The organism is Streptomyces sp. NPDC048352, from assembly GCF_040651895.1.
Classification (GTDB): domain Bacteria; phylum Actinomycetota; class Actinomycetes; order Streptomycetales; family Streptomycetaceae; genus Streptomyces.
In genome coordinates this window covers 1-20,040 of record NZ_JBEZKZ010000072.1, presented here as the reverse complement: position 1 = coordinate 20,040, position 20,040 = coordinate 1, and the positions used below count along the sequence as shown (strand labels likewise).

Here is a 20,040-nt window from a genome sequence, read left to right as displayed (position 1 = left end):
GATGACCCGTGCGGGAACCGGCCCGCTGGGAGGTGGCCGTGCGGCGGTTACAGCGGATACCTGTGGCGGTGCCCTTCGCGCTCGCGGTGGGGGCGCTCTGGTGGTGGGCCGTGCTGAGGCTGGCGCTGGCGCCGGCCGGGGCGGGGCCGGTGGAGGGCGCCGTGGCGGTGGGCGGCTGGGGGCTGGGGCTGCTGCCGGTGCACTGTGCGCCGGGGCCCGTACGCAGGCCCGGCAGGGCCCGGGGCGCGGCGGCTACCAGGGCATCGACACCCCGCCGTTCGGGCGCAGGATCTGGCCCGTCATGAAGGACGAGGCATCGCAGGCCAGGTAGAGCACGGCCTGGGCGATGTCCTCGGGCTCGCCGACCCGGCGCAGCGGGGACATCCGGACCATGGCGGCTTCGGTCCGCTGCTGGACCTCCGGGCCGTGGCGGGCGGTCATGGGGGTGCGGATCCATCCCGGTGCGACGGCGTTGACGCGGATGCCGTGCGGGCCGGCCTCGGTGGCGAGGGTCTTGGTGAGCTGCACCACGGCGGCCTTGGCGGCGCTGTAGCAGAGCAGGCCGGGCTGGGCGGCGTCCACCGCGCCGGAGGCCATGGTGACGACCGAGCCCGGGCGGCCGGCGGCGATCATCGCGCGGACGGCCTCCTGGCAGGTGCGCAGGACCCCCTTGAAGTTGATGTCCAGGATCCGGTCGAGGTCCTCGTCGGTGGTGTCCAGGACGCTGCTGGTGTGCATGACCCCGGCGACGGCGGCGGTGATGTCGAGCGGCCCGGCCGCGGCCACGGCGGCCCGCAGGGCGGCCCGGTCGGTGACGTCGAGGGGGTGGGCGGTGGCGGCGCCGCCCTCCTCGCGGATCAGGGCGGCGGTCTCGGCGAGGCCCCGCTCGTCGCGGTCGGCGCAGTGGACGCCGGCGCCGGCCCGGGCGAGGAGCAGGGCGGTGGCCCGGCCGATGCCGCCGGCGGCTCCGGTGACGAGCGCGGTGCGCCCGGTGAGGTCGTACGAGGCGGTGGGTGTGGGCATGCCAGGACCGTACGAGCGAATCTGACGGCCCGTCAACTGTCCGGGTGTTCCGGGACCGGGCCGGTCTGGCAGCGGGGGCACCAGTACGTGGGCCTGCGGTCCTGCCAGACCTCGCGGACGGCGGTTCCGCAGCGCAGGCAGGGGCGGTGGGTGCGGCCGTAGACGAAGAGCTCCCGGCCGGGGAGGCGGCTGCCGGTGGTGTTGCGGCGCCCGGCGTTGCCGGTGTTCGCCGCCAGCAGGCGCTGGGCGGCGGAGGCGAGCCGGACGGCCGTGGCCTCGGGGTCGGGCAGCCCGCCGACCGGGGTCCAGGGGGTGACCTGGGCGAGGAAGCAGAGCTCGCACTTGTAGATGTTGCCGACGCCCGCCAGGTTGCGCTGGTCCAGCAGGGCCTCGCCCAGGGGGCGGTCCGGGTCGGCGAGGAGGTTGGCGGCGGCCCGGGCCGGGTCCCAGTCGGGGCCGAGGAGGTCGGGGCCGAGGTGGCCCACGACCTGGTCCTCGTCGGCGGTGCGCAGTAGTTCCAGTACGGGGAGGCGGTAGCCGACGGCGGTGGTGCCGGCGGTGCCGAGGACGGCCCGGATTTCGTGGGAGGGGCCGCCGCGCCACTTCTGGCCGGGGTCGAAGAGGTGCCAGGCGCCGTCCATGCCGAGGTGGCTGTGGAGGGTGAGGCCGCCTTCGAGGCGCGCGAGGAGGTGCTTGCCGCGCGGGGTGACGTCCAGGGTGGTGCGGCCGGTGAGGTCGGCGGTGGCGAAGCGGGGCACGCGCAGATCGGCGTGGGTGAGGGGCCGGCCGGCGAAGGCGGCGTGGAGGCGGGCCGCCGCGCGGTGGACGCTGTCTCCTTCGGGCATGCGCTCATTGTCGCGCCGCCCTGCCCGCAGGGCGCGGAACCCCCTGGGCGGGGGCGCCGCCGCAGGGGGTCCGGGGGTCAGGAGGGTCGGGGGCCCGGCGGGCCGGCCGTCACTTCCAGGTGAGGGCCTTCTGGGGCGGGGAGCTCAGGTTGTTGTACGGCTCGCCCCAGTACTCGGCGCCGGAGACCTTCGTCTGGGCCGACGGCGCGAGGGCGATCACGCAGTTGGTCTGCGTCTGGCCGTTGGTGAAGCCCTTCGGCAGCGAGTTGTCCTTGCACTTGTCGAACTTGCCGATGATCGAGACGCCCTGCGCCTCGCTGCCGTCGCCGAGCAGGCCCTTGATGTGGCCCACGGAGGAGAAGGACAGGTCCGTCGTGCCGGTGTTCTTGACCGTGTAGCTGATGTAGTACGGGATCATCCCCTTGACCTTGTCGCCTAGCTTGAGCGGCTCCAGGTCGGCCGGGTCGCCCTGCGCGATCGAGGTCACGGCGAGGGCGAGCTGGCCGCCCTTGTTGCTGCCGTAGCTGAACGGGACGGTCGCCGCCTCGCCGATCTTGAAGGCCTGCCCGGACTTCGCCACGGCGCCGCCGGCGGCCCCTCCCGGGGCGGGGGTGGCGGAGGCGCCCGCCGAGCCGTCGTAGCCGCCCGCCGGGGAGCTGGGCGCGGCCGGGTCCGTCGGCTGGGCCGGCGACGGTGCGGACGCGGCGGCGGAGGGCGCGGCCGGAGCCGCCGGGATCTCCTCGTTGCCGTCCTTGCAGCCGGTCAGGACGAGGGTTCCGGCCACCGCGAGGCCGGCCGCGGCGAGGGTGCTTCTGCGCATGCTGTGGGTGCTCACTGTTCTTCTCCCCCATGAATGCACCGCCGGTGCGGTGCCTGTGATCACCTTTGATAAGCCACGGATAAGCACCGGTGCCAGCTCGTGGGCCCCCCACGGAACGGCTGGCAGCAGTTTCGTGACATGCCCAAGACATACGTGTCCGGGCCGAGACCGGGGAGCGGAGCCGGACGGCCTCAGTTGCGCATCCGCAGGCCCCTCGGGGTGGCGTGGAAGCCGGCCGCCTCCAGGGCCGGGCCCAGCGGCGAGGTCAGGGCCGCCGCCGCGTTGATCCGCTCCACCGTCAGGGCCGGCAGGCTGCCCGCACGCGACGAGGCTGCCAGCGCCTCCGTGGCCGCCGTCAGGCGCGGGTCCCCGGGCTCCGGCCACGCCAGCAGGGTCTTGCCGCCGCGCTCCAGGTACAGGACCAGCTCGCCGTCGACCAGGACCACCAGGGAGCCCGCCTTGCGGCCCGGCTTGTGCGAGGCGCCGGCCGGGGGCTCCGGCCAGGGCAGGGCCGCCCCGTACGCGTTCGCCGGATCGGCGGCGGCCAGCACCACCGCCGCCAGCGGGGGAGGGTTCTTCTCGGCCGCCCGGAGCCGGTCCACGGCGCCGTCCATCGCGAACTGCGCCGCGCCCAGCCCCTCGACCACGTACCCGCGGCGGGCCTGGCCGCTGTCCTCGAACGCCGACAGCACCCGGTAGACCGCGCTGAAGCCGCCCTCGACGCCCTCCGCCGCGACCGCCCCCCGGGTGACCACCCCGTGCCGGTCGAGCAGGGTGCGGGCCAGGGCGTGGGCGCGGTGGGTCGGGTCGGGAGCCTGCGCGGGCAGCAGCGACCAGCGGCCCGACACCGTGGGCGGGCCCGTACGCGCGGCCGTGGCGCTCAGGCTGCCGTACCGGCCGCGCGGCACGGTGCGCCGGGCGCGGTGCGCGGTGGCGCCCGCCGTACGGCCCGAGCCCAGCAGGGAGCGCAGCGGGGCCAGGGTGTCGTTCGTCAGCCGGCCCGACCAGGCCAGGTCCCACAGCACCTCGGAGAGCTCCAGGTCGGACGCCTCCGGATGGCGGGCGCGGACGGACTGGGTGAGCTGGCGGAAGAACAGGCCGTAACCGCCGGAGAGGCTGTCCAGGACCGCCTGGTGCAGCGGGCCCAGCTCCAGGGGGTGCGGATCGGGGAGCAGCAGCGGAGCGGAGTCCGCCAGGTACAGGGAGATCCAGCCGTCCTTGCCCGGCAGCGCCCCTGCACCCGCCCACACCACCTCGCCGGTGGTGGTCAGCTCGTCCAGCAGCGTCGGCGCGTACCCCGCCACCCGGGACGGCAGGATCAGCCGCTCCAACGCGGAGGCCGGCACCGGCGCCCCCTGGAGCTGCTCCACGGCGCGGGCCAGGCCGTCGATCCCGCGCAGGGCCCCGCCCAGGTGCTGCCACTGGGGCAGGAAGGTGGCCAGCGAGGCGGGCGGGACCGGCTCCAGCTCCTGGCGCAGCGCCGCCAGCGAGCGCCGCCGCAGCCGGCGCAGCACCGTCGCGTCACACCACTCCTGGCCGATCCCCGCCGGATGGAACTCCCCCTGGACGACCCGGCCCGCCGCCGCGAGCCGGTGCAGGGCGCCCTCGGTCACCGCCGCGCCCAGGCCCAGGCGGGCGGCCACCGCGGCCGTGGTGAAGGGACCGTGGGTGCGCGCGTACCGGGCCAGGAGATCACCGAGCGGGTCCTTGACGGGCTCGGTGAAGGCCTCCGGGACCCCGACGGGCAGCGCCGTCCCCAGCGCGTCCCGCAGCCGGCCGGCGTCCTCGATCGCCGCCCAGTGGTCCGCGCCGCCGATCCGCACCCGGATCGACCGCCGGGCGGCGGCGAGCGCCTGCGGCCAGGCCGGGTCCGCCCCGCGCGCGGCCAGCTCGGCGTCCGTCAGCGGGCCCAGCAGGCGCAGCAGGTCCGCCACCGACTCGGCGTCCTTGGCGCGCCGGTCCTCCGTCAGCCACTGGAGCTCCCGCTCCAGCTCCTCCAGCACCTCGGCGTCGAGCAGCTCCCGCAGCTCCGCCTGGCCCAGCAGCTCGGCCAGCAGCCGGGAGTCCAGCGAGAGCGCGGCCGCCCGCCGCTCGGCCAGCGGCGAGTCGCCCTCGTACAGGAACTGGGCGACGTACCCGAAGAGCAGGGAGCGGGCGAAGGGGGAGGGCTCGGGGGTGGTGACCTCCACCAGCCGGACCCGGCGCGCCTCGATGTCCCCCATCAGCTCCGTCAGGCCCGGTACGTCGAACACGTCCTGGAGGCATTCGCGTACGGCTTCCAGCACGATCGGGAACGAGCCGAACTCCGAGGCCACCTGGAGCAGTTGCGAGGCCCGCTGGCGCTGCTGCCACAGCGGCGTGCGCTTGCCGGGACTGCGGCGCGGCAGCAGCAGGGCGCGCGCCGCGCACTCGCGGAACCGGGAGGCGAACAGCGCCGAGCCGCCCACCTGGTCGGTGACGATCCCCGCCACCTCGCCCTGGTCGAAGGCGACGTCGGCCGCGCCCAGCGGGGCCTGTTCGTCGTCGAACTCGAACGCCGCCGGCTGCGCCGGGTCGTGGTCGAGGAGGTCCATGGAGAGCAGGTCGGCATCCGGCAGGCGCAGCACGATCCCGTCGTCGGCGTGCATCACCTGGGCGTCCATGCCGTACTTCTCGGCGAGGCGCGCACCCAGCGCCAGCGCCCACGGCGCGTGCACCTGGGCGCCGAAGGGGGAGTGGACGACGACCCGCCAGTCTCCGAGCTCGTCGCGGAACCGCTCGACCAGGATGGTCCGGTCGTCCGGGACGTGGCCGCAGGCCTCCCGCTGCTCCGCCAGGTACGCCAGGACGTTGGCGGCGGCCCAGCCGTCGAGGCCGGCCGCCAGCAGCCGCAGCCGGGCGTCCTCCTCGGTGAGCGCGCCGAGCTCCCGCAGGAACGCGCCGACCGCGCGCCCCAGTTCGAGGGGCCGGCCCAGCTGGTCGCCCTTCCAGAAGGGCAGCCGGCCCGGCACCCCGGGCGCCGGGGTGACCAGGACCCGGTCCCGGGTGATGTCCTCGATCCGCCAGGAGGTGGTGCCCAGGGTGAAGACGTCGCCCACGCGGGACTCGTAGACCATCTCCTCGTCCAGCTCGCCGACGCGGCCCCCGCCCTTCTTCGGGTCGGCGCCCGCGAGGAACACGCCGAAGAGGCCCCGGTCCGGGATGGTGCCGCCGGAGGTCACGGCGAGGCGCTGCGCGCCGGGCCGGCCGGTGATCGTCCCCGCGACCCGGTCCCACACCACGCGTGGTCTGAGCTCGGCGAACGCGTCCGACGGGTAGCGGCCCGCCAGCATGTCCAGCACCGACGTGAACGCCGACTCGGGCAGCGCCGCGAAGGGCGCCGCCCGCCGCACCAGCGCGAGCAGCTCGTCCAGCTGCCAGGTGTCCATCGCGGTCATCGCCACCAGCTGCTGGGCGAGCACGTCCAGCGGGTTGGAGGGGATCCGCAGGGACTCGATCGCCCCGGTCCGCATCCGCTCGGTGACCACGGCGGCCTGGACGAGGTCCCCCCGGTACTTGGGGAAGACGACACCCGTGGAGACCGCGCCCACCTGGTGCCCGGCGCGGCCCACGCGCTGGAGCCCCGAGGCCACCGAGGGCGGCGACTCCACCTGCACCACCAGGTCCACCGCGCCCATGTCGATGCCCAGCTCCAGGCTGGAGGTGGCGACCACGGCGGGCAGCCGGCCCGCCTTCAGGTCCTCCTCGACCAGCGCCCGCTGCTCCTTGGACACCGAACCGTGGTGGGCGCGCGCCAGCAGCGGCGGAGCGCCCAGCGCCGCACCCGCCTGCGCCATGATCTCGGCCGGGGGCGGCGCGCCCTCGCCGAGCGGCTCGCCCGTGGCCCGCTCGTGGGCGATCTCGTTGAGCCGGTTGCACAGCCGCTCCGCGAGACGGCGGGAGTTCGCGAACACGATCGTCGAACGGTGCGCCTGCACCAGGTCCGCGATCCGCTCCTCCACATGGGGCCAGATCGACGGCTTGTCCCCGCCCTCGCGGCCCTCGGTCGCCGGGGAGCCCCCCAGCTCGCCCATGTCCTCGACCGGGACGACCACCGACAGGTCGAACTCCTTGGTCGACGGCGGCTGCACGATCTCCACCCGGCCGCGCGGGGCGAGGTAGCGGGCCACCTCCTCCACCGGCCGGACCGTGGCCGACAGCCCGATCCGGCGGGCCGGGCGCGGCAGCAGCTCGTCCAGCCGCTCCAGGGACAGCGCCAGGTGGGCGCCGCGCTTGGTCCCGGCGACCGCGTGCACCTCGTCCAGGATCACCGTCTCCACCCCCGACAGCGCCTCCCGCGCCGCCGAGGTCAGCATCAGGAACAGCGACTCCGGAGTGGTGATGAGGATGTCCGGCGGCCGGGTGGCCAGCGCCCGGCGCTCGGCCGGCGGCGTGTCACCGGAGCGGATCCCCACCCGGATGTCCGGCTCGGGCAGGCCGAGCCGGGCCGACTCCTGCCGGATGCCGGTCAGCGGGCTGCGCAGGTTGCGCTCCACGTCGACCGCCAGGGCCTTCAGCGGCGACACGTACAGCACCCGGCAGCGCTTGCCCGGCTCGGCGGGCGGCGGCGTCGAGGCGAGCCGGTCCAGGGCCGCGAGGAAGGCCGCCAGGGTCTTGCCGGAACCGGTCGGCGCCACGACCAGGACGTCCGAACCCTCCCCGATGGCCCGCCAGGCGCCCTCCTGCGCGGAGGTGGGCGTACGGAAGGCCCCCGTGAACCACGAGCGGGTCGCGGGGGAGAACGAGTCGAGCGCAGCGCCTGCCATGCCCCCATCGTGCACCCCGCCACTGACAACGGGCCCCACCTGGGCAAACGCGCCGCCGGAGCGGGGCGCAGAATGAGCACATGGGCACGGACGGCGGACACCGGGAGTGGGCACGGCACTGGCAGTACGACGAACTGCCCGGGCTGGACCTGCTGCGCGCCCACTACGTACGCCACACCTTCCCGCGCCACGCCCACGACGGGTACGTCATCGCGGCCGTCACCGGCGGCGTCGAGGAGATCGGCCTGCCCGGCGGCACGGTGCGGGCCGGCCCCGGCAGCGTGGTGCTGATCAACCCGGAGGTCGCGCACACCGCCCGGGCCGGCGTCCCCGAAGGCTGGGCGTACGCCACCCTCTACCCCTCGCGGGACCTCATCGCCGAGGTCGCCGCCGAGGTCGCCACCCTGCGCGGCACCCCCGGCTTCACCGCCGACATGGTCGCCGACGCGCAGGGCGCGCGGGCCATCACCGAAGTGCACCGGGCCGCCGAGGCCGGGAACGCGCTGGCCGCCGACACCCTGCTGCGGGGCCTCGTGGCCCGGATGCTCGCCCGGCACGCCGGCCCGCTGCCCGCCCGTACCGTCCGCGGCGGGGGCGCCGCCGAAGCCGAACGGGCCCGGGCCGTGCTGGAGGAGCGGATGGCGCGGCCGCCCTCGCTGGAGCAGCTCGCCGCCGAACTGGGGACCAGCCCCTTCGCGCTGCTGCGCACCTTCCGGGACCGGTACGGGATGCCGCCGCACACCTGGCTCACCGACGCCCGGGTCCGCAGGGCGCGCCGACTGCTCGACGCGGGGACCCCGCCCGCAGAGGCGGCCGTCACCGTCGGCTTCACCGACCAGCCGCACCTGAACCGGCACTTCACCCGGATCGTGGGCGTCCCGCCGGGCGCCTACCGGCGCGAGCGCGCGGGCTAGGCCGCAGGTCACCGGCCCAACCGCAAGAACGTACAAGACCCGGCCGCCCCGCCCTGCGTACGTTCGGGGCGTGGGAGAACATCGGATGGTGATGCAGGAGGCCCCCGAAGGGGTCGGCGAGGGACGGCCCGCGGCCGCCGTCGTACGGGATTCGCTCGGGGTCGGCGTGGCCGTCGGGCTGTCGGGGTTCGCGTTCGGGGTGACCGCGGCCGGGGCCGGGATCAGCGTGCTCCAGGCCTGCGTGCTGAGCCTGCTCGTCTTCACCGGCGCCTCGCAGTTCGCGCTGGTCGGAGCGCTCGCCGCGGGCGGCAACCCGTTCACGGCCGCCGCCGGGGCGTTCTTCCTCGGCACCCGCAACGCCTTCTACGGGCTGCGGCTGTCCCAGCTGCTGGCGCTGCCGAAGGCCGTACGGCCCCTCGCCGCGCACTGGGTGATCGACGAGACGACCGCCGTCGCCCTGGCCCAGCCCGACCGCAGGTCGGCCCGGCTCGGGTTCACCGTCACCGGGCTCGCCCTCTACCTGCTGTGGAACCTCACCACCCTGCTGGGCGCGCTCGGTGCCGAGGCCATCGGGGACACCGCCGCCTGGGGGCTGGACGCCGCCGGGCCGGCCGTCTTCCTCGCGCTGCTCGCTCCGATGCTGAAGAGCGCCACCGAGCGGGCCGTCGCCGCGCTCGCCCTGGTGCTGGGGCTGGGCTTCCTGCCCGTGCTGCCCGCCGGGGTGCCCGTACTGATCGCCGCGCTGGCCGCGCCCGCGGTGCTGTGGATGACGGGCCGCCGATCGCCGAAGGGAGGACGCTCGTGAACGTCTGGATGGCCATCGGGCTCACCGTCGCCGGCTGCTACGCCGTCAAGCTCGCCGGACTGCTCGTCCCCGCCGGCGCCCTGGAGCGGCCCGCGGTGCGCCGGCTCTCCGCGCTGCTGCCCGTCGCGCTGCTGGCCGCGCTCACCGCCCAGCAGACCTTCAGCACCGGGCACGAGCTGGTCCTCGACGCCCGGGCCGCCGGGCTCGCCGCGGCCGGGGTCGCGCTGCTGCTGCGGGCCCCGTTCCTGCTGGTCGTCGGCGCCGCGGTGGTCGTCACCGCGGGCGTCCGGGCCCTGGGAGGCTGACCCCGCCGTCCCCGGCCGGCGCCGTCGACGGGTGCCCGTACGCCCGCAGCGTCAGCAGGGCCTCCAGGGTGGCGATCGGCCGCCGCTCCAGCGAGCTGCCCGGCGCCCAGGCCCGCCGGCGCACCGGCCAGCCGCCGTCGGGCTGCTGCTCCGCCGCGAGGAAGTCCAGGGAGCGCCGCATTTCCTCGTCGGTGAACCAGCCGCGGGCCAGCGACTCCGGCCGCCGCGCGTAGTCGTACGGGAACAGCTGCTCGCCCGGGGCGTAGCCGGGGGAGGTCGGGTACTGCGCGCGCAACTCCGGTTCGAGCACCGCCAGGCGCCGCTCGCGCACCAGCCGCCCCAGCCGGTCCGCGGCCGCCGCGGCACGGGCCCGGTCGGGGGCCCCGTCGAGGAACGCGACCGCGCTCTGGACCTCGTACGGGTGCCAGTGGCGCAGCGTCTCGACCCGCTCCCAGCAGAAGTCCGTGGCCCGGAACAGCCAGGCGTGCCAGATCCGGTTGCGGTGCAGCAGCCCGACGACGGGTCCCGTGGTCAGCAGCGAACCCGGAGGGTCGTCGCAGACCGGGTGGTACGGGGCCGCGGGGTAGGCGCGCGGGCCCGGCAGCACCAGCGGGAGCGCCCCCTCCGGGGTGGAGATCCGGGTCAGGTGGCGGCAGAGCCGCTCGATGCGCTGGCCGGCGCACCGGCCGAGGCCGTCCAGGATCCGCAGGGCGTGCGCGGTGTGCAGGGGCTGGCTCAGCGGGCCGCGCAGGTCCGGGTCGAGGCCGTGGCCGTAGCCCCCGTCCTCGCCCAGGTAGGAGCCGAGGGCGGTGTCCACCGGATCGGGGCTCCCGCCGAGGAAGTGGAACGCGAACCGCCGCTGCTCCAGCACCCTGGCCGTGAGCCAGACGAACTGCTCGGCGCGGGCCGGCGCGGTCGGTGCGGCCGGCGGAGCGGAGGGGGCCGAGGGGGCCGCCGGGCTCGGTGCGGCCGGCGCGGAAGCTTCGTCTCCAGGCATGCGTGACACCGTAGGGCGCGCGGACCGGGGCGCAGGGCTGCAACGGGTCGGGTGCACTCTCCGGAGCGGGATACTGGAGGCATGCGGTTGACGATTTTCTGGGAGCGGATGGCCGAACACTTCGGCGAGGGCTACGCGGACTCCTTCGCCCGGGACCACGTGATGGCCGAACTGGGCGGACGCACCGTCCACCAGGCGCTGGACGCGGGCTGGGAGGCCAAGGACGTGTGGCGCGCGGTGTGTTCGGCGGTGGACGTGCCGGCCTCGCTGCGCTGACGCCGCCGCGGCGGCGGGCGCCGGGGCGCGGACCGGGGGCGCGGCTTCGTGGTCGGGGCGGCCGGTGGGACAGACTGGACGGCGTGGCAGCGACAGACGGACGAAGCGACGGGACGACGGGCGCGGCGGCCGCGGGCACGGCAGGTGCGGCGGCTGGTGACAGGCCCGGAGAGGGGCCCGGTGACACGGGCCCCGGGACGGCGGGCCGGCCCGCAGGGGGCGGCCGGGACACGGCCGGCGCGGGCGGTGTCCCGCCCGGCACGGCCCTGACCGGCGGCGCGGCCGGTGCGGACGCGCGGATGCCGCGCTGGCTGCCGCGCGCGGTGGTCCTCGTACTGGCCCTGATCGCCTGCTTCCAGCTCGGCAGCTGGGCCTTCCACCAGCTGATCGGGCTGCTCGTCAACATCCTGATCGCGTTCTTCCTCGCGCTCGCGATCGAACCGGCCGTGTCCAGGATGGCGGCCCGCGGCATGCGCCGCGGGCTCGCCACCTTCCTGGTGTTCCTGGCCGTGTTCGTCTTCGGCGCCGGGTTCCTCGCGCTGCTCGGCTCGATGCTCGCCGGGCAGATCGTCGCCATGGTCGAGGGCTTCCCGCGCTACCTCGACTCGGTGATCGACTCGATCAACAGCACCTTCCACACCCAGCTGTCCCGGCTGGAGATCCAGGACAGCCTGCTGCACTCGCAGTGGCTCCAGAAGTACGTGCAGAACAGCGCGAGCGGCGTGCTCGACGTCTCCACCACGGTGCTCGGCGGACTCTTCCGGCTGCTGACGATCGGCCTGTTCGCCTTCTACTTCGCCGCCGACGGGCCGAGGCTGCGGCGCGCGCTGTGCTCCGTGCTGCCGCCCGCGAAGCAGCGCGAGGTGCTGCGGGCCTGGGAGATCGCCGTGGCCAAGACGGGCGGCTACCTGTACTCGCGCGGGCTGATGGCGCTGATCTCCGGTGTCGCGCACTACGTCCTCTTCGCGGTGCTCGACATGCCCTACGCGCCCGCGCTCGCCGTCTGGGTGGGGCTGGTCTCCCAGTTCATCCCCACCATCGGCACCTATCTGGCGGGCGCGCTGCCGATCCTGATCGGCTTCGCCGTCAATCCCTGGTACGCGCTGTACGTCCTCGGGTTCGTGGTGGTCTACCAGCAGTTCGAGAACTACGTCCTGCAGCCCAAGCTGACCGCCAGGACCGTGGACATCCACCCCGCCGTGGCCTTCGGGTCGGTCGTCGCGGGCACCGCCCTGCTGGGCGCGGTCGGCGCGCTCATCGCGATCCCCGCCGTCGCCACCCTGCAGGCCTTCCTCGGCGCGTACGTGAAGCGGTACGAGCTGACGGGCGCCGCGGCGGGCGGGGCTACTTCTCTTCGCCCTCGCCGAGTACGGCTGCGAGGACTTCGGTGACGGTCGCCTCGGCGGCGGCCTTGTCGAGGCCGGCGCTGCTGAGCGGGCCCTCGCCGTTCTCCAGCTCCAGGAGCGCGAGCAGGATGTGCTCGGTGCCGACGTAGCCGTGGCCCAGGCGCAGGGCCTCGCGGAAGGTGAGCTCCAGGGCCTTCTTGGCGTTGGCGTCGAAGGGGACGAGTGCGGGGAGCTCCGCCGCGGCGGGGGGCAGGGCCGCGGTCGCGGCGGCGCGCAGCGGCTCCGGCTCGATGCCGCGGGAGGTGAGGACCTGGGCGGCCAGGCCCTCGGTCTCGGCGAGCAGGCCCAGGAGCAGGTGCTCGGTGCGGATCTCGGTGTTGCGGGCGGCGTGGGCCTCGTTCTGTGCCGAGACGACGACGCCGCGGGCGCGGGGGGTGAAGCGGCCGAAGCCCTGGCTCGGGTCGAGGCCGGGGTCGCCGTCCTTGTCCGCCTTGGGTACGAAGCGCTTCTGGGCGGCCTGGCGGGTGACGCCCATGCTGCGGCCGATGTCGGTCCAGGAGGCGCCGGAGCGGCGGGCCTGGTCCACGAAGTGGCCGATGAGGTGGTCGGCCACGTCGCCGAGGTGCTCGGCGGCGACGACCGCCCCGCTGAGCTGCTCGAGGGTGTCGGAGTGGACCTTCTTGATGGCCTCGATCAGCTCGTCGAGGCGTACCGGATTGGCCATGCGAACGGGTTCCACCGAAGGGTTCGTCATGAGTGCAACCCTAGGTTGACAGTCGGGGGGTGTCAACCCGTGGTTGTCACTTGGGCTGCCGGTGTCGTCCGTTGCCGGTGTCGTCGGCTGCCGGCCTCCAGGTGTGCGGATCCGGCCGTGCTGTCCGTATAGGGCCGCGATGTGGAGGGCGCGTAGACCGGGCGCATGAGTGTGGACACGAGTGACACGAGCACCGGGCGGGCCGTGGCGGCCGGCGGCCGGGCCCGCCCGGCGGCCCGGAACCCGTTCGCGGGCCGTGCCCCCGCGCCCGCGCCGCCGGCCCCCGCCACCGCCCTGCACAGCGGTGGCGTCGCGGCGGCCGCGCTGCTGGCGCTCGTCGCCGTCGGGGCGGTCCTGCACGAGCCGGTGCTGATCCCGCCGATCGCGGCGAGCGCGGCGATCGTCTACGGGGTGCCCGCGTTGCCGCTTGCCCAGCCGCGCAGTGTCGTCGCCGGGCACCTGCTGTGCGCGGCGGTGGGCTACCTGGGGCTGGCGCTGCTGGGGAGCGCGCCGTGGGTGGCGGCGCTCGGGGCCGGAGTGGCGGTGGGGGTCATGACCCTGGCCCGGACCCCGCATTCGCCGGCGGCGGCGACCACCGTGGTGGTGGTGCTCCAGGCGCCGGATCCGGGGGTGTTCGTACCGCTGTTGGCGGGGGCGGCGGTGCTGCTGGTGCTGGCGGGAATGGCCGCCTCGCGCGCACGGCGGGGGGCGGTGCGGTACCCGGTCTACTGGTGGTGAGCCGGGGGCGGAGGGGGCTGGGGACGAGACCCCTCCGCCGACCGGTCGGTCACCGGCCGTCAGGTGTCACGCGGTGGGCTGGTTCTGACCCGTCAGCAGGCCGAGCAGCTGGTCCATCTCGGCGCGCCAGATGCGGTGCACGTTCATCCGGGTCGGCGCGGCCTGGCCGGGGAGCTGCATGCGGAACGAGCTCCAGATGGCGTTGCGCTTGACCTCCGTGATGCTGCCGACGGCCTCGGCGGGCGATATCGCGAAGACGATCTCCTGGGGGCGGTTGCTCATCCGGCTCGCCTTGTGGAGCACCACCGCCTGCTCGGTGACGGTGACGAAGTAGTAGGAGAGAAACGCCTGGCCGATGAGGCCGAGCATGCTCATCAGCCACACACTGGGGCCGGCGATGGCCTGGATGGTGACGATGGGGCGGTCGGCGGGGTTCGCCTGGGCGAGGGCGTCTGCCACCTGCTGCTGGATCGTGGCCTTCTTGACGGCCATGGGTCCTCCTGAGCGGAATGTCACGGCCCCCGTCGTCGGGGGCACCGCAGAGTACCGGCCGTCGAGGGGTGATTTCGCGCCAGCCCGGGGTGGTTGGCCATGCGCCCGGGTATGGGCGCCGACGCCCGCCTCGTGGGGTGTTGGAATAGTTGGTTCCGGATCCCTTTCAGCCGTTCTGGCGGGCGGCGTCCCCAACTGGCCATGTCCTCTTGTGAGTTGACCGGGAGGGTTTGAGAATGCGCATGACAACCGAAGGATCTTCGGTCGCATTCGTCACCAGAGGGGAACCCCCACATGAAGAAGCCTCTCGCCGGCGCCGTGCTCTCCCTGCTCCTGACAGGAGTGGCAGCAGCCCCGGCCGTGGCCTCGACCCCCGACACCGCGTCCGCCGTCGCCGTCACCTACGCGGGCACGGTCGCACTCAGCAACTGCTCGGGCTCCGTCGTCCGCACCCCCAACTCCCAGCCGGGCGACCCCGCGCTGGTCCTGTCCAACGGCCACTGCCTGGAGACCGGCTTCCCGGCCCCCGGCGAGGTCCTCGTGAACCGGGCGTCCAGCCGTTCCTTCTCCCTGCTCAACGCCGCGGGCTCGAGGGTCGCGACGCTGCGCGCCAGCAAGATCGCGTACGGGACGATGACGGACACGGACGTCTCGCTCTACCAGCTGACCAAGACGTACGCGCAGATCCAGAGCCAGTACGGGATCAGCGCCCTCACCCTCAACGACACCCACCCGGTGCAGGGCACGTCCATCAAAGTGGTCTCCGGGTACTGGAAGCGGACCTACAGCTGCAACGTCGACGGGTTCGCGTACCGCCTCAAGGAGGGCGCCTGGACCTGGAAGGACTCGGTCCGCTACACCTCCTTCTGCAACACCATCGGAGGCACCTCCGGCTCGCCGGTGATCGACACGGCGACCGGCAGGGTCGTCGCCGTCAACAACACGGGCAACGAGGACGGCCAGCGCTGCACGGACAACAACCCGTGCGAGGTGGACGAGAGCGGCAACGTCACGGTCCGCCAGGGCATCAACTACGGCCAGCAGACCTACACCCTCGTCCCCTGCATCGGACCCGGCAACCAGATAGACCTGAACCGCCCGGGCTGCGTGCTGCCGAAGCCGTAGCCGCCCGCTCCGCACGCCCCGCCCCGCTCCGCCCCGCGAGCCCCGTCGGCCCCGTGCCGCCGGGGCTCGCGCCGTCCGGCGCCGGGGCGGGCGTGGCTCGCTTGACACGGAAATCGAACATCCATTCTGATGGGTTATCCACAGCCGGAACGGGTGTGGGAGCGCATTGTCAGTGGCAGGCGTTAGCGTCAATGGCGTGAAGCGATCGACTCAAGCAAACCGGGTGGAACCCATGGCAGGCACCGACCGCGAGAAGGCTCTCGACGCCGCGCTCGCACAGATTGAACGGCAATTCGGCAAGGGTGCGGTCATGCGCCTCGGCGACAAGCCGAACGACCCCATCGAGGTCATCCCCACCGGGTCGACCGCGCTGGACATCGCCCTCGGCGTCGGCGGGCTGCCGCGCGGCCGTGTGGTCGAGATCTACGGCCCGGAGTCCTCCGGTAAGACGACCCTGACCCTGCACGCCGTGGCGAACGCCCAGAAGGCCGGCGGCACCGTGGCCTTCGTGGACGCCGAGCACGCGCTCGACCCCGAGTACGCCAAGGCCCTCGGCGTCGACACCGACAACCTCATCCTGTCGCAGCCGGACACCGGTGAGCAGGCGCTCGAGATCGTCGACATGCTGGTCCGCTCCGGCGCGCTCGACCTGATCGTCATCGACTCCGTCGCGGCGCTCGTCCCGCGCGCGGAGATCGAGGGCGAGATGGGCGACTCGCACGTGGGTCTCCAGGCCCGCCTGATGAGCCAGGCGCTGCGCAAGATCACCGGTGCGCTGAACCAGTCCAAGACCACCGCGATCTTCATCAACCAGCTCCGCGAGAAGATCGGCGTGATGTTCGGCTCGCCGGAGACCACCACCGGTGGCCGCGCGCTGAAGTTCTACGCCTCCGTGCGCATCGACATCCGCCGCATCGAGACCCTGAAGGACGGCACGGAGGCGGTGGGCAACCGCACCCGCTGCAAGGTCGTGAAGAACAAGGTCGCGCCGCCCTTCAAGCAGGCCGAGTTCGACATCCTCTACGGCCAGGGCATCAGCCGCGAGGGCGGCCTGATCGACATGGGTGTGGAGCACGGCTTCATCCGCAAGGCCGGTGCCTGGTACACGTACGAGGGCGACCAGCTCGGCCAGGGCAAGGAGAACGCCCGCAACTTCCTGAAGGACAACCCCGACCTCGCCAACGAGATCGAGCGGAAGATCAAGGAGAAGCTCGGCGTGGGCGTCCGCAAGGACGTCGAGGCCGACGAGCCCGCCGCCGCGCCGGCCGCCGACGCCGCAGCCGGTGTCCCCGCCCCCGCGTCGAAGGCCAAGACGACGGCCAAGGCCGCCGTGGCCAAGAGCTGATCCGTGCGGGAGCAGGAAAGGGGCGGCGCAGGCGGCGGCCGTGAGGGCCGCCAGGAGCTGCCGCCCCAGAGTCCCGAGGAGCAGGCGCGGGCGATCTGCCTGCGCCTGCTCACCGGGATGCCGCGCACCCGGCGGCAGCTCGCGGACGCCCTGGCGAAACGGGGCATCCCCGAGGAGGTGTCGCAGGAGGTCCTCTCCCGGTACGAGGAGGTGGGCCTGATCGACGACGCCGCCTTCGCCGACGCCTGGGTGGAGTCCCGGCACCGCGGCCGGGGCCTGGCCCGCCGGGCGCTCGCGCAGGAGCTGCGGACCAAGGGGGTGCACCACACCCTCGTCCAGGAGGCGCTGGAACAGCTGGACTCCGACCAGGAGGAGCAGACCGCCCGGGACCTCGTGGAGCGCAAGCTCCGCGGCACGCGCGGCCTGGAGCGGGACAAGCGGATCCGGCGCCTCGCCGGGATGCTCGCCCGCAAGGGATACCCGGAGGGCATGGCCCTGCGGGTGGTCCGGCGCGCGCTGGAGGCCGAGGGCGAGGACGCCGACGACCTGGGATACCCCGGGCCCTGAGGCGCAGGCCGGCCCCGGGGTGCGGACGCCGGGGTGGGGGTAGCCCCCGGGCGAGGACGCCGGGGCGCTCCAGTGCCGGAAGACCGGCCCGCGGCCAGAGTTGACCGCATGATGCTGCGTTACGCCCTTCAGACCGTCCGGGACCGCAAAGCCGGTTTCCTCGGAGCCTTCGTCGCGCTCCTGTGCGCGGCGGCCCTGATCACCGCCTGCGGCACGCTCCTGGAGACCGGACTGCGCGGCCGGATCGCCTCCGAGCGCTACGCGGGCACCCCCGTGGTCGTCTCCGCCGACCAGAACGTCCACCAGACGACGGTCAAGGAGAAGAAGGGCAAGACCAAGACGAAGCACAAGGCCAAGCCCGTCGCCGAGCGGGCCTGGCTGCCGGCCTCGGCCGTGGAGACCGTCCGCTCCGTGCCCGGCGTCGAACGGGCCGTGCCCGAGCTGACCTTCCAGGCCATCCCGATGATCAAGGCGCCGGGCCCCGGGAAACCGGACGGTGCGGCGCAGCCCTCGTACGGGCACGCCTGGACCTCCGCCGTCCTCACCCCCTTCACGCTCGCCGAAGGCCGCGCCCCCCGGGCCGGGGACGAGGTGGTCATCGACCGAGCCCTGGCCGCCCGGGCGGGGCTGGGCGCAGGAGCCCGGCTGACCGTGCAGGCCACCGGCGAGCCGAAGACGTACACCGTCAGCGGCGTCGCGCGGGGCGCCCGCGGCGACCTCGGCCGGCAGACCTCCCTCTTCTTCAGCGACACCGAGGCCGAACGGCTCGCCGCCCGCGCCGGACAGGTCACCGCCATCGGAGTGCTGCCCCGGCCCGGAGTGGACGCCGCAGAACTCGCCGGCCAGGTCGGACGGGCCCTGGCCGACACCCCGCAGAGCGCCACTGCGCAGGTGGCCCACGGGGACGCGCGCGGGCCGGTCGAGTTCCTCGACGCCGCCGGGGCACGCGTCAAGCTGGTCTCCATGGGCGGCGCCATGGGCGGCACCTCCCTGCTCGTCGCGGTCCTCGTCGTCGTCGGCACCTTCGCCCTCTCCGTCCAGCAGCGCTACCGCGAACTGGCCCTGCTGCGGGCCGTCGCAGCCACCCCCAAGCAGCTGCGGCGCATGATCGGCCGTGAGGCGCTGCTCGTCGGCCTCGCCGGCGGTGTCGCCGGCTCCCTCGCCGGACTGCCGCTGGCCGCCTGGCTGCACGGTCGCTTCGTCACCGCCGGAGTGATCCCGACCACCCTGGAGCGCACCGCCGGGATCTTCCCGATGTTCGCCGCCGTCGCGGCGAGCCTGCTCGGAGCCTGGGCCGCCGCGCGCATCACCGGGCGCCGCATCGCCCGGATCCGCCCCGCCGAGGCGCTCGCCGAAGCCGCCGTCGAGCGGGGACGGCCCGCCTGGATCCGCACCATGGCCGGCCTGCTCCTGCTGGCGGGCGGGGCCGTACTGGTGGTCGTCCTCGGCTCGCTGCGCACCGAGCCCGCCTCCACCCCCGTCACCTTCCTGGCCGTGGTGGTGCTGGCCGGGGCGGTGTCGCTGCTCGGCCCGCTCCTGGTCCGCCTCGCGACGGCGCTGCTCGCCGGACCGCTGCACCTGACCGGCCCCGGCGGCCGCCTGGCCACCGCGAACCTGCGCGGCAACGCCACCCGCATGGCCTCCGCCGTCACCCCGCTCACCCTGCTGATCGGGATGACCTGCACCGTGCTCTTCGTCACCCCCACGCTCGCAGACGCGGCCCGCGCGCAGGCCCGCGAAGGGGTACGCGCCCCCTGGGTCCTCGCCGCACAGGGCCCGGGCGTGAGCGCCGGCGCCGTCGAGCGGATCCGCCGTACGCCGGGCGTCACGGCGGCGACCGAGATCGTGCACACCTCGGTACGGGTCGGCCTGACCAAGTACGCGGCCCAGGGCGTGACCCCGGCGGGCCTCACCCGCACCTGGGACCCGCGGGTCACCCGGGGCAGCCTGGACGGCTTCGGCGAGGGCGGCGCCGCCGTCAGCGAACTCGCCGCCGACCAGCTGGGACTGGAGCCGGGCAGCCCGCTGAAGCTGACCCTGGGCGACGGCACGCCGGTGACGCTGACGGTGTCCGCCGTGTACGCGCGGGGGCTCGGCTTCGGGGACCTGACGCTGCCGCACGCGCTGGTGGCCGCGCACGTCGACAACCCCCTCGCCGCCAGCGTGCTCGTCGCGGCGGAGCCGGGGACCGGGCGGGAGCGGCTGGCCGCGGCCGTACGGGACGTCCCGGGGGTGGCGGTGCTGTCCGCGGCGGACGCCGACGCGGCGCGGGAGCGGCGGCAGGCCGCGGGGGCCGAGATCCACCTGCTGGCCATGGGCCTGGTCCTGGCCTTCACCGCCATCGCGGTGGTCAACACCCTGGCGATGTCCACCGCGGAGCGGTTCCGGGAGTTCGCGATGCTGCGGCTGGCCGGGGCGAAGCGGCGGCAGGTGCTGCGGATGCTCCGCACCGAGACGCTCGCCGTGCTGCTGATGGGGGTGGGGCTGGGATCCGGGATCGCACTGGCGGTGCTGACGGCCTTCAGCGTGGGCATGACGGGGTCGGCCGCGCCGGCGGTGCTGCCGCTGGTGTACGCGGTGGTGGTCGGTGCGGCCGGGGTGCTGGCGCTCACCGCCACGGGCCTCGCGGGCCGGGGGGCGCTGCGGCCGCGCCCGGTGGAGGTGGCCACGTCGAAGGCGTAGCCCTTGCCCTGGCCGGGCGGGTGGGGGGTGCCGCTGCGCGGTGCGGTCCCCTCCCCGCCCTTCCACCGTTCCCAGGGGCTCCCCCCCTGACCCCGGTACCGGGCGCTGCGCGCCCGGTACGCTCAAACGCCGCGCGGGCTGGAAATTCGCTGCGCGAATTCCAGCCCCGCCGGCGTCTGAGGCGCGGGTCCGGGCAGCGCCCGGGGAACGGGCGAAGGGCGG

18 protein-coding genes are annotated in these 20,040 nt (G+C 74.7%); 11 read left to right on the top strand and 7 right to left on the bottom strand.

The genetic code is table 11. The annotated features are described in order from the left end of the window. Nucleotides 1–38 precede the first annotated feature (38 nt). Nucleotides 39–305 (top strand): hypothetical protein, encoded by a 267-nt coding sequence (locus AB0D45_RS28035; RefSeq protein WP_361601111.1) that lies wholly within the window; start codon nt 39–41, stop codon nt 303–305. Here the strand turns inward: AB0D45_RS28035 and AB0D45_RS28030 are convergent. From AB0D45_RS28030 to AB0D45_RS28015, 4 genes are all read right to left on the bottom strand, one after another. Then, on the bottom strand, nt 253–1,023 hold the full coding sequence (locus AB0D45_RS28030; protein WP_362464031.1) for an SDR family NAD(P)-dependent oxidoreductase: 771 nt from the start codon (nt 1,021–1,023) through the stop codon (nt 253–255). The two genes, AB0D45_RS28035 and AB0D45_RS28030, sit on opposite strands and share 53 nt — an antisense overlap. A 32-nt stretch (nt 1,024–1,055) precedes the next feature. Next, nucleotides 1,056–1,868, bottom strand: a complete 813-nt coding sequence (locus AB0D45_RS28025) for a DNA-formamidopyrimidine glycosylase family protein (protein ID WP_361601066.1) — start codon at nt 1,866–1,868, stop codon at nt 1,056–1,058. 109 nt (nt 1,869–1,977) lie between these two features. After that, nucleotides 1,978–2,703 carry a hypothetical protein gene (locus AB0D45_RS28020; protein WP_362464028.1) on the bottom strand — a complete coding sequence of 242 codons (726 nt, stop codon included), beginning with the start codon at nt 2,701–2,703 and terminating at the stop codon, nt 1,978–1,980. A 176-nt stretch (nt 2,704–2,879) separates the two neighbouring features. Beyond that, the gene (locus tag AB0D45_RS28015) at nt 2,880–7,472 is read right to left on the bottom strand and encodes an ATP-dependent helicase (protein WP_362464025.1); all 4,593 of its coding nucleotides are present in this window, start codon (nt 7,470–7,472) and stop codon (nt 2,880–2,882) included. Nucleotides 7,473–7,552: 80 nt separating this feature from the next. Here AB0D45_RS28015 and AB0D45_RS28010 point away from each other — a divergent pair, with 80 nt between their 5' ends. From AB0D45_RS28010 to AB0D45_RS28000, 3 genes are all read left to right on the top strand, one after another. Then, entirely contained in the window at nt 7,553–8,386 is an 834-nt protein-coding gene (locus tag AB0D45_RS28010) for an AraC family transcriptional regulator (protein ID WP_362464023.1), read from the top strand. Between the two features lie 85 nt (nt 8,387–8,471). Then, on the top strand, nt 8,472–9,191 hold the full coding sequence (locus AB0D45_RS28005; RefSeq protein ID WP_362464045.1) for an AzlC family ABC transporter permease: 720 nt from the start codon (nt 8,472–8,474) through the stop codon (nt 9,189–9,191). Continuing rightward, the gene (locus AB0D45_RS28000) at nt 9,188–9,496 is read left to right on the top strand and encodes an AzlD domain-containing protein (RefSeq protein WP_362464020.1); all 309 of its coding nucleotides are present in this window, start codon (nt 9,188–9,190) and stop codon (nt 9,494–9,496) included. The genes AB0D45_RS28005 and AB0D45_RS28000 overlap by 4 nt, the downstream gene beginning before the upstream one ends. On the opposite strand, the gene AB0D45_RS27995 is transcribed toward AB0D45_RS28000, so the two are convergent. Continuing rightward, entirely contained in the window at nt 9,465–10,493 is a 1,029-nt protein-coding gene (locus tag AB0D45_RS27995) for a hypothetical protein (protein WP_362464017.1), read from the bottom strand. The genes AB0D45_RS28000 and AB0D45_RS27995 overlap by 32 nt on opposite strands. 81 nt (nt 10,494–10,574) lie before the next feature. Here AB0D45_RS27995 and AB0D45_RS27990 point away from each other — a divergent pair, with 81 nt between their 5' ends. Both AB0D45_RS27990 and AB0D45_RS27985 read left to right on the top strand, forming a co-directional pair. Next, a complete protein-coding gene (locus AB0D45_RS27990; RefSeq protein WP_361601084.1) occupies nt 10,575–10,769 on the top strand; it encodes a DUF3046 domain-containing protein in 195 nt (64 codons plus the stop codon). Nucleotides 10,770–11,068: 299 nt separating this feature from the next. Continuing rightward, a complete protein-coding gene (locus tag AB0D45_RS27985; RefSeq protein ID WP_362464042.1) occupies nt 11,069–12,160 on the top strand; it encodes an AI-2E family transporter in 1,092 nt (363 codons plus the stop codon). Here the strand turns inward: AB0D45_RS27985 and AB0D45_RS27980 are convergent. Beyond that, on the bottom strand, nt 12,114–12,869 hold the full coding sequence (locus AB0D45_RS27980; protein ID WP_362464015.1) for a Clp protease N-terminal domain-containing protein: 756 nt from the start codon (nt 12,867–12,869) through the stop codon (nt 12,114–12,116). The genes AB0D45_RS27985 and AB0D45_RS27980 overlap by 47 nt on opposite strands. 165 nt (nt 12,870–13,034) lie before the next feature. On the opposite strand from AB0D45_RS27980, the gene AB0D45_RS27975 reads away from it, so the two are divergent. Beyond that, on the top strand, nt 13,035–13,607 hold the full coding sequence (locus AB0D45_RS27975) for an HPP family protein (RefSeq protein ID WP_362464012.1): 573 nt from the start codon (nt 13,035–13,037) through the stop codon (nt 13,605–13,607). A 66-nt stretch (nt 13,608–13,673) separates the two neighbouring features. On the opposite strand, the gene AB0D45_RS27970 is transcribed toward AB0D45_RS27975, so the two are convergent. After that, entirely contained in the window at nt 13,674–14,099 is a 426-nt protein-coding gene (locus AB0D45_RS27970) for a hypothetical protein (protein ID WP_361601093.1), read from the bottom strand. 294 nt (nt 14,100–14,393) lie between these two features. Between AB0D45_RS27970 and AB0D45_RS27965 the strand changes: the two genes are divergently transcribed. From AB0D45_RS27965 to AB0D45_RS27950, 4 genes are all read left to right on the top strand, one after another. Continuing rightward, nucleotides 14,394–15,224 carry a serine protease gene (locus tag AB0D45_RS27965; RefSeq protein WP_362464010.1) on the top strand — a complete coding sequence of 277 codons (831 nt, stop codon included), beginning with the start codon at nt 14,394–14,396 and terminating at the stop codon, nt 15,222–15,224. 232 nt (nt 15,225–15,456) lie between these two features. After that, entirely contained in the window at nt 15,457–16,569 is a 1,113-nt protein-coding gene (recA, locus tag AB0D45_RS27960) for a recombinase RecA (protein WP_361601099.1), read from the top strand. A gap of 3 nt (nt 16,570–16,572) precedes the next feature. Next, nucleotides 16,573–17,136, top strand: coding sequence for a recombination regulator RecX (gene recX / locus AB0D45_RS27955; protein WP_361601102.1), 564 nt, complete (start codon nt 16,573–16,575; stop codon nt 17,134–17,136). A 108-nt stretch (nt 17,137–17,244) separates the two neighbouring features. Beyond that, on the top strand, nt 17,245–19,818 hold the full coding sequence (locus tag AB0D45_RS27950) for an ABC transporter permease (protein ID WP_362464007.1): 2,574 nt from the start codon (nt 17,245–17,247) through the stop codon (nt 19,816–19,818). The last annotated feature ends 222 nt before the right edge of the window (nt 19,819–20,040 follow it).

Bases quoted from the DNA above. Each gene is read 5' to 3' on its own strand.
- AB0D45_RS28030 (WP_362464031.1), bottom strand. From the start codon at position 1,023: ATGCCCACACCCACCGCCTCGTACGACCTCACCGGGCGCACCGCGCTC.
- AB0D45_RS28025 (WP_361601066.1), bottom strand. From the start codon at position 1,868: ATGCCCGAAGGAGACAGCGTCCACCGCGCGGCGGCCCGCCTCCACGCC.
- AB0D45_RS28015 (WP_362464025.1), bottom strand. From the start codon at position 7,472: ATGGCAGGCGCTGCGCTCGACTCGTTCTCCCCCGCGACCCGCTCGTGG.
- AB0D45_RS28010 (WP_362464023.1), top strand. From the start codon at position 7,553: ATGGGCACGGACGGCGGACACCGGGAGTGGGCACGGCACTGGCAGTAC.
- AB0D45_RS28005 (WP_362464045.1), top strand. From the start codon at position 8,472: ATGGTGATGCAGGAGGCCCCCGAAGGGGTCGGCGAGGGACGGCCCGCG.
- AB0D45_RS27995 (WP_362464017.1), bottom strand. From the start codon at position 10,493: ATGCCTGGAGACGAAGCTTCCGCGCCGGCCGCACCGAGCCCGGCGGCC.
- AB0D45_RS27990 (WP_361601084.1), top strand. From the start codon at position 10,575: ATGCGGTTGACGATTTTCTGGGAGCGGATGGCCGAACACTTCGGCGAG.
- AB0D45_RS27985 (WP_362464042.1), top strand. From the start codon at position 11,069: ATGCCGCGCTGGCTGCCGCGCGCGGTGGTCCTCGTACTGGCCCTGATC.
- AB0D45_RS27980 (WP_362464015.1), bottom strand. From the start codon at position 12,869: ATGACGAACCCTTCGGTGGAACCCGTTCGCATGGCCAATCCGGTACGC.
- AB0D45_RS27975 (WP_362464012.1), top strand. From the start codon at position 13,035: ATGAGTGTGGACACGAGTGACACGAGCACCGGGCGGGCCGTGGCGGCC.
- AB0D45_RS27970 (WP_361601093.1), bottom strand. From the start codon at position 14,099: ATGGCCGTCAAGAAGGCCACGATCCAGCAGCAGGTGGCAGACGCCCTC.
- AB0D45_RS27965 (WP_362464010.1), top strand. From the start codon at position 14,394: ATGAAGAAGCCTCTCGCCGGCGCCGTGCTCTCCCTGCTCCTGACAGGA.
- recA (WP_361601099.1), top strand. From the start codon at position 15,457: ATGGCAGGCACCGACCGCGAGAAGGCTCTCGACGCCGCGCTCGCACAG.
- AB0D45_RS27950 (WP_362464007.1), top strand. From the start codon at position 17,245: ATGATGCTGCGTTACGCCCTTCAGACCGTCCGGGACCGCAAAGCCGGT.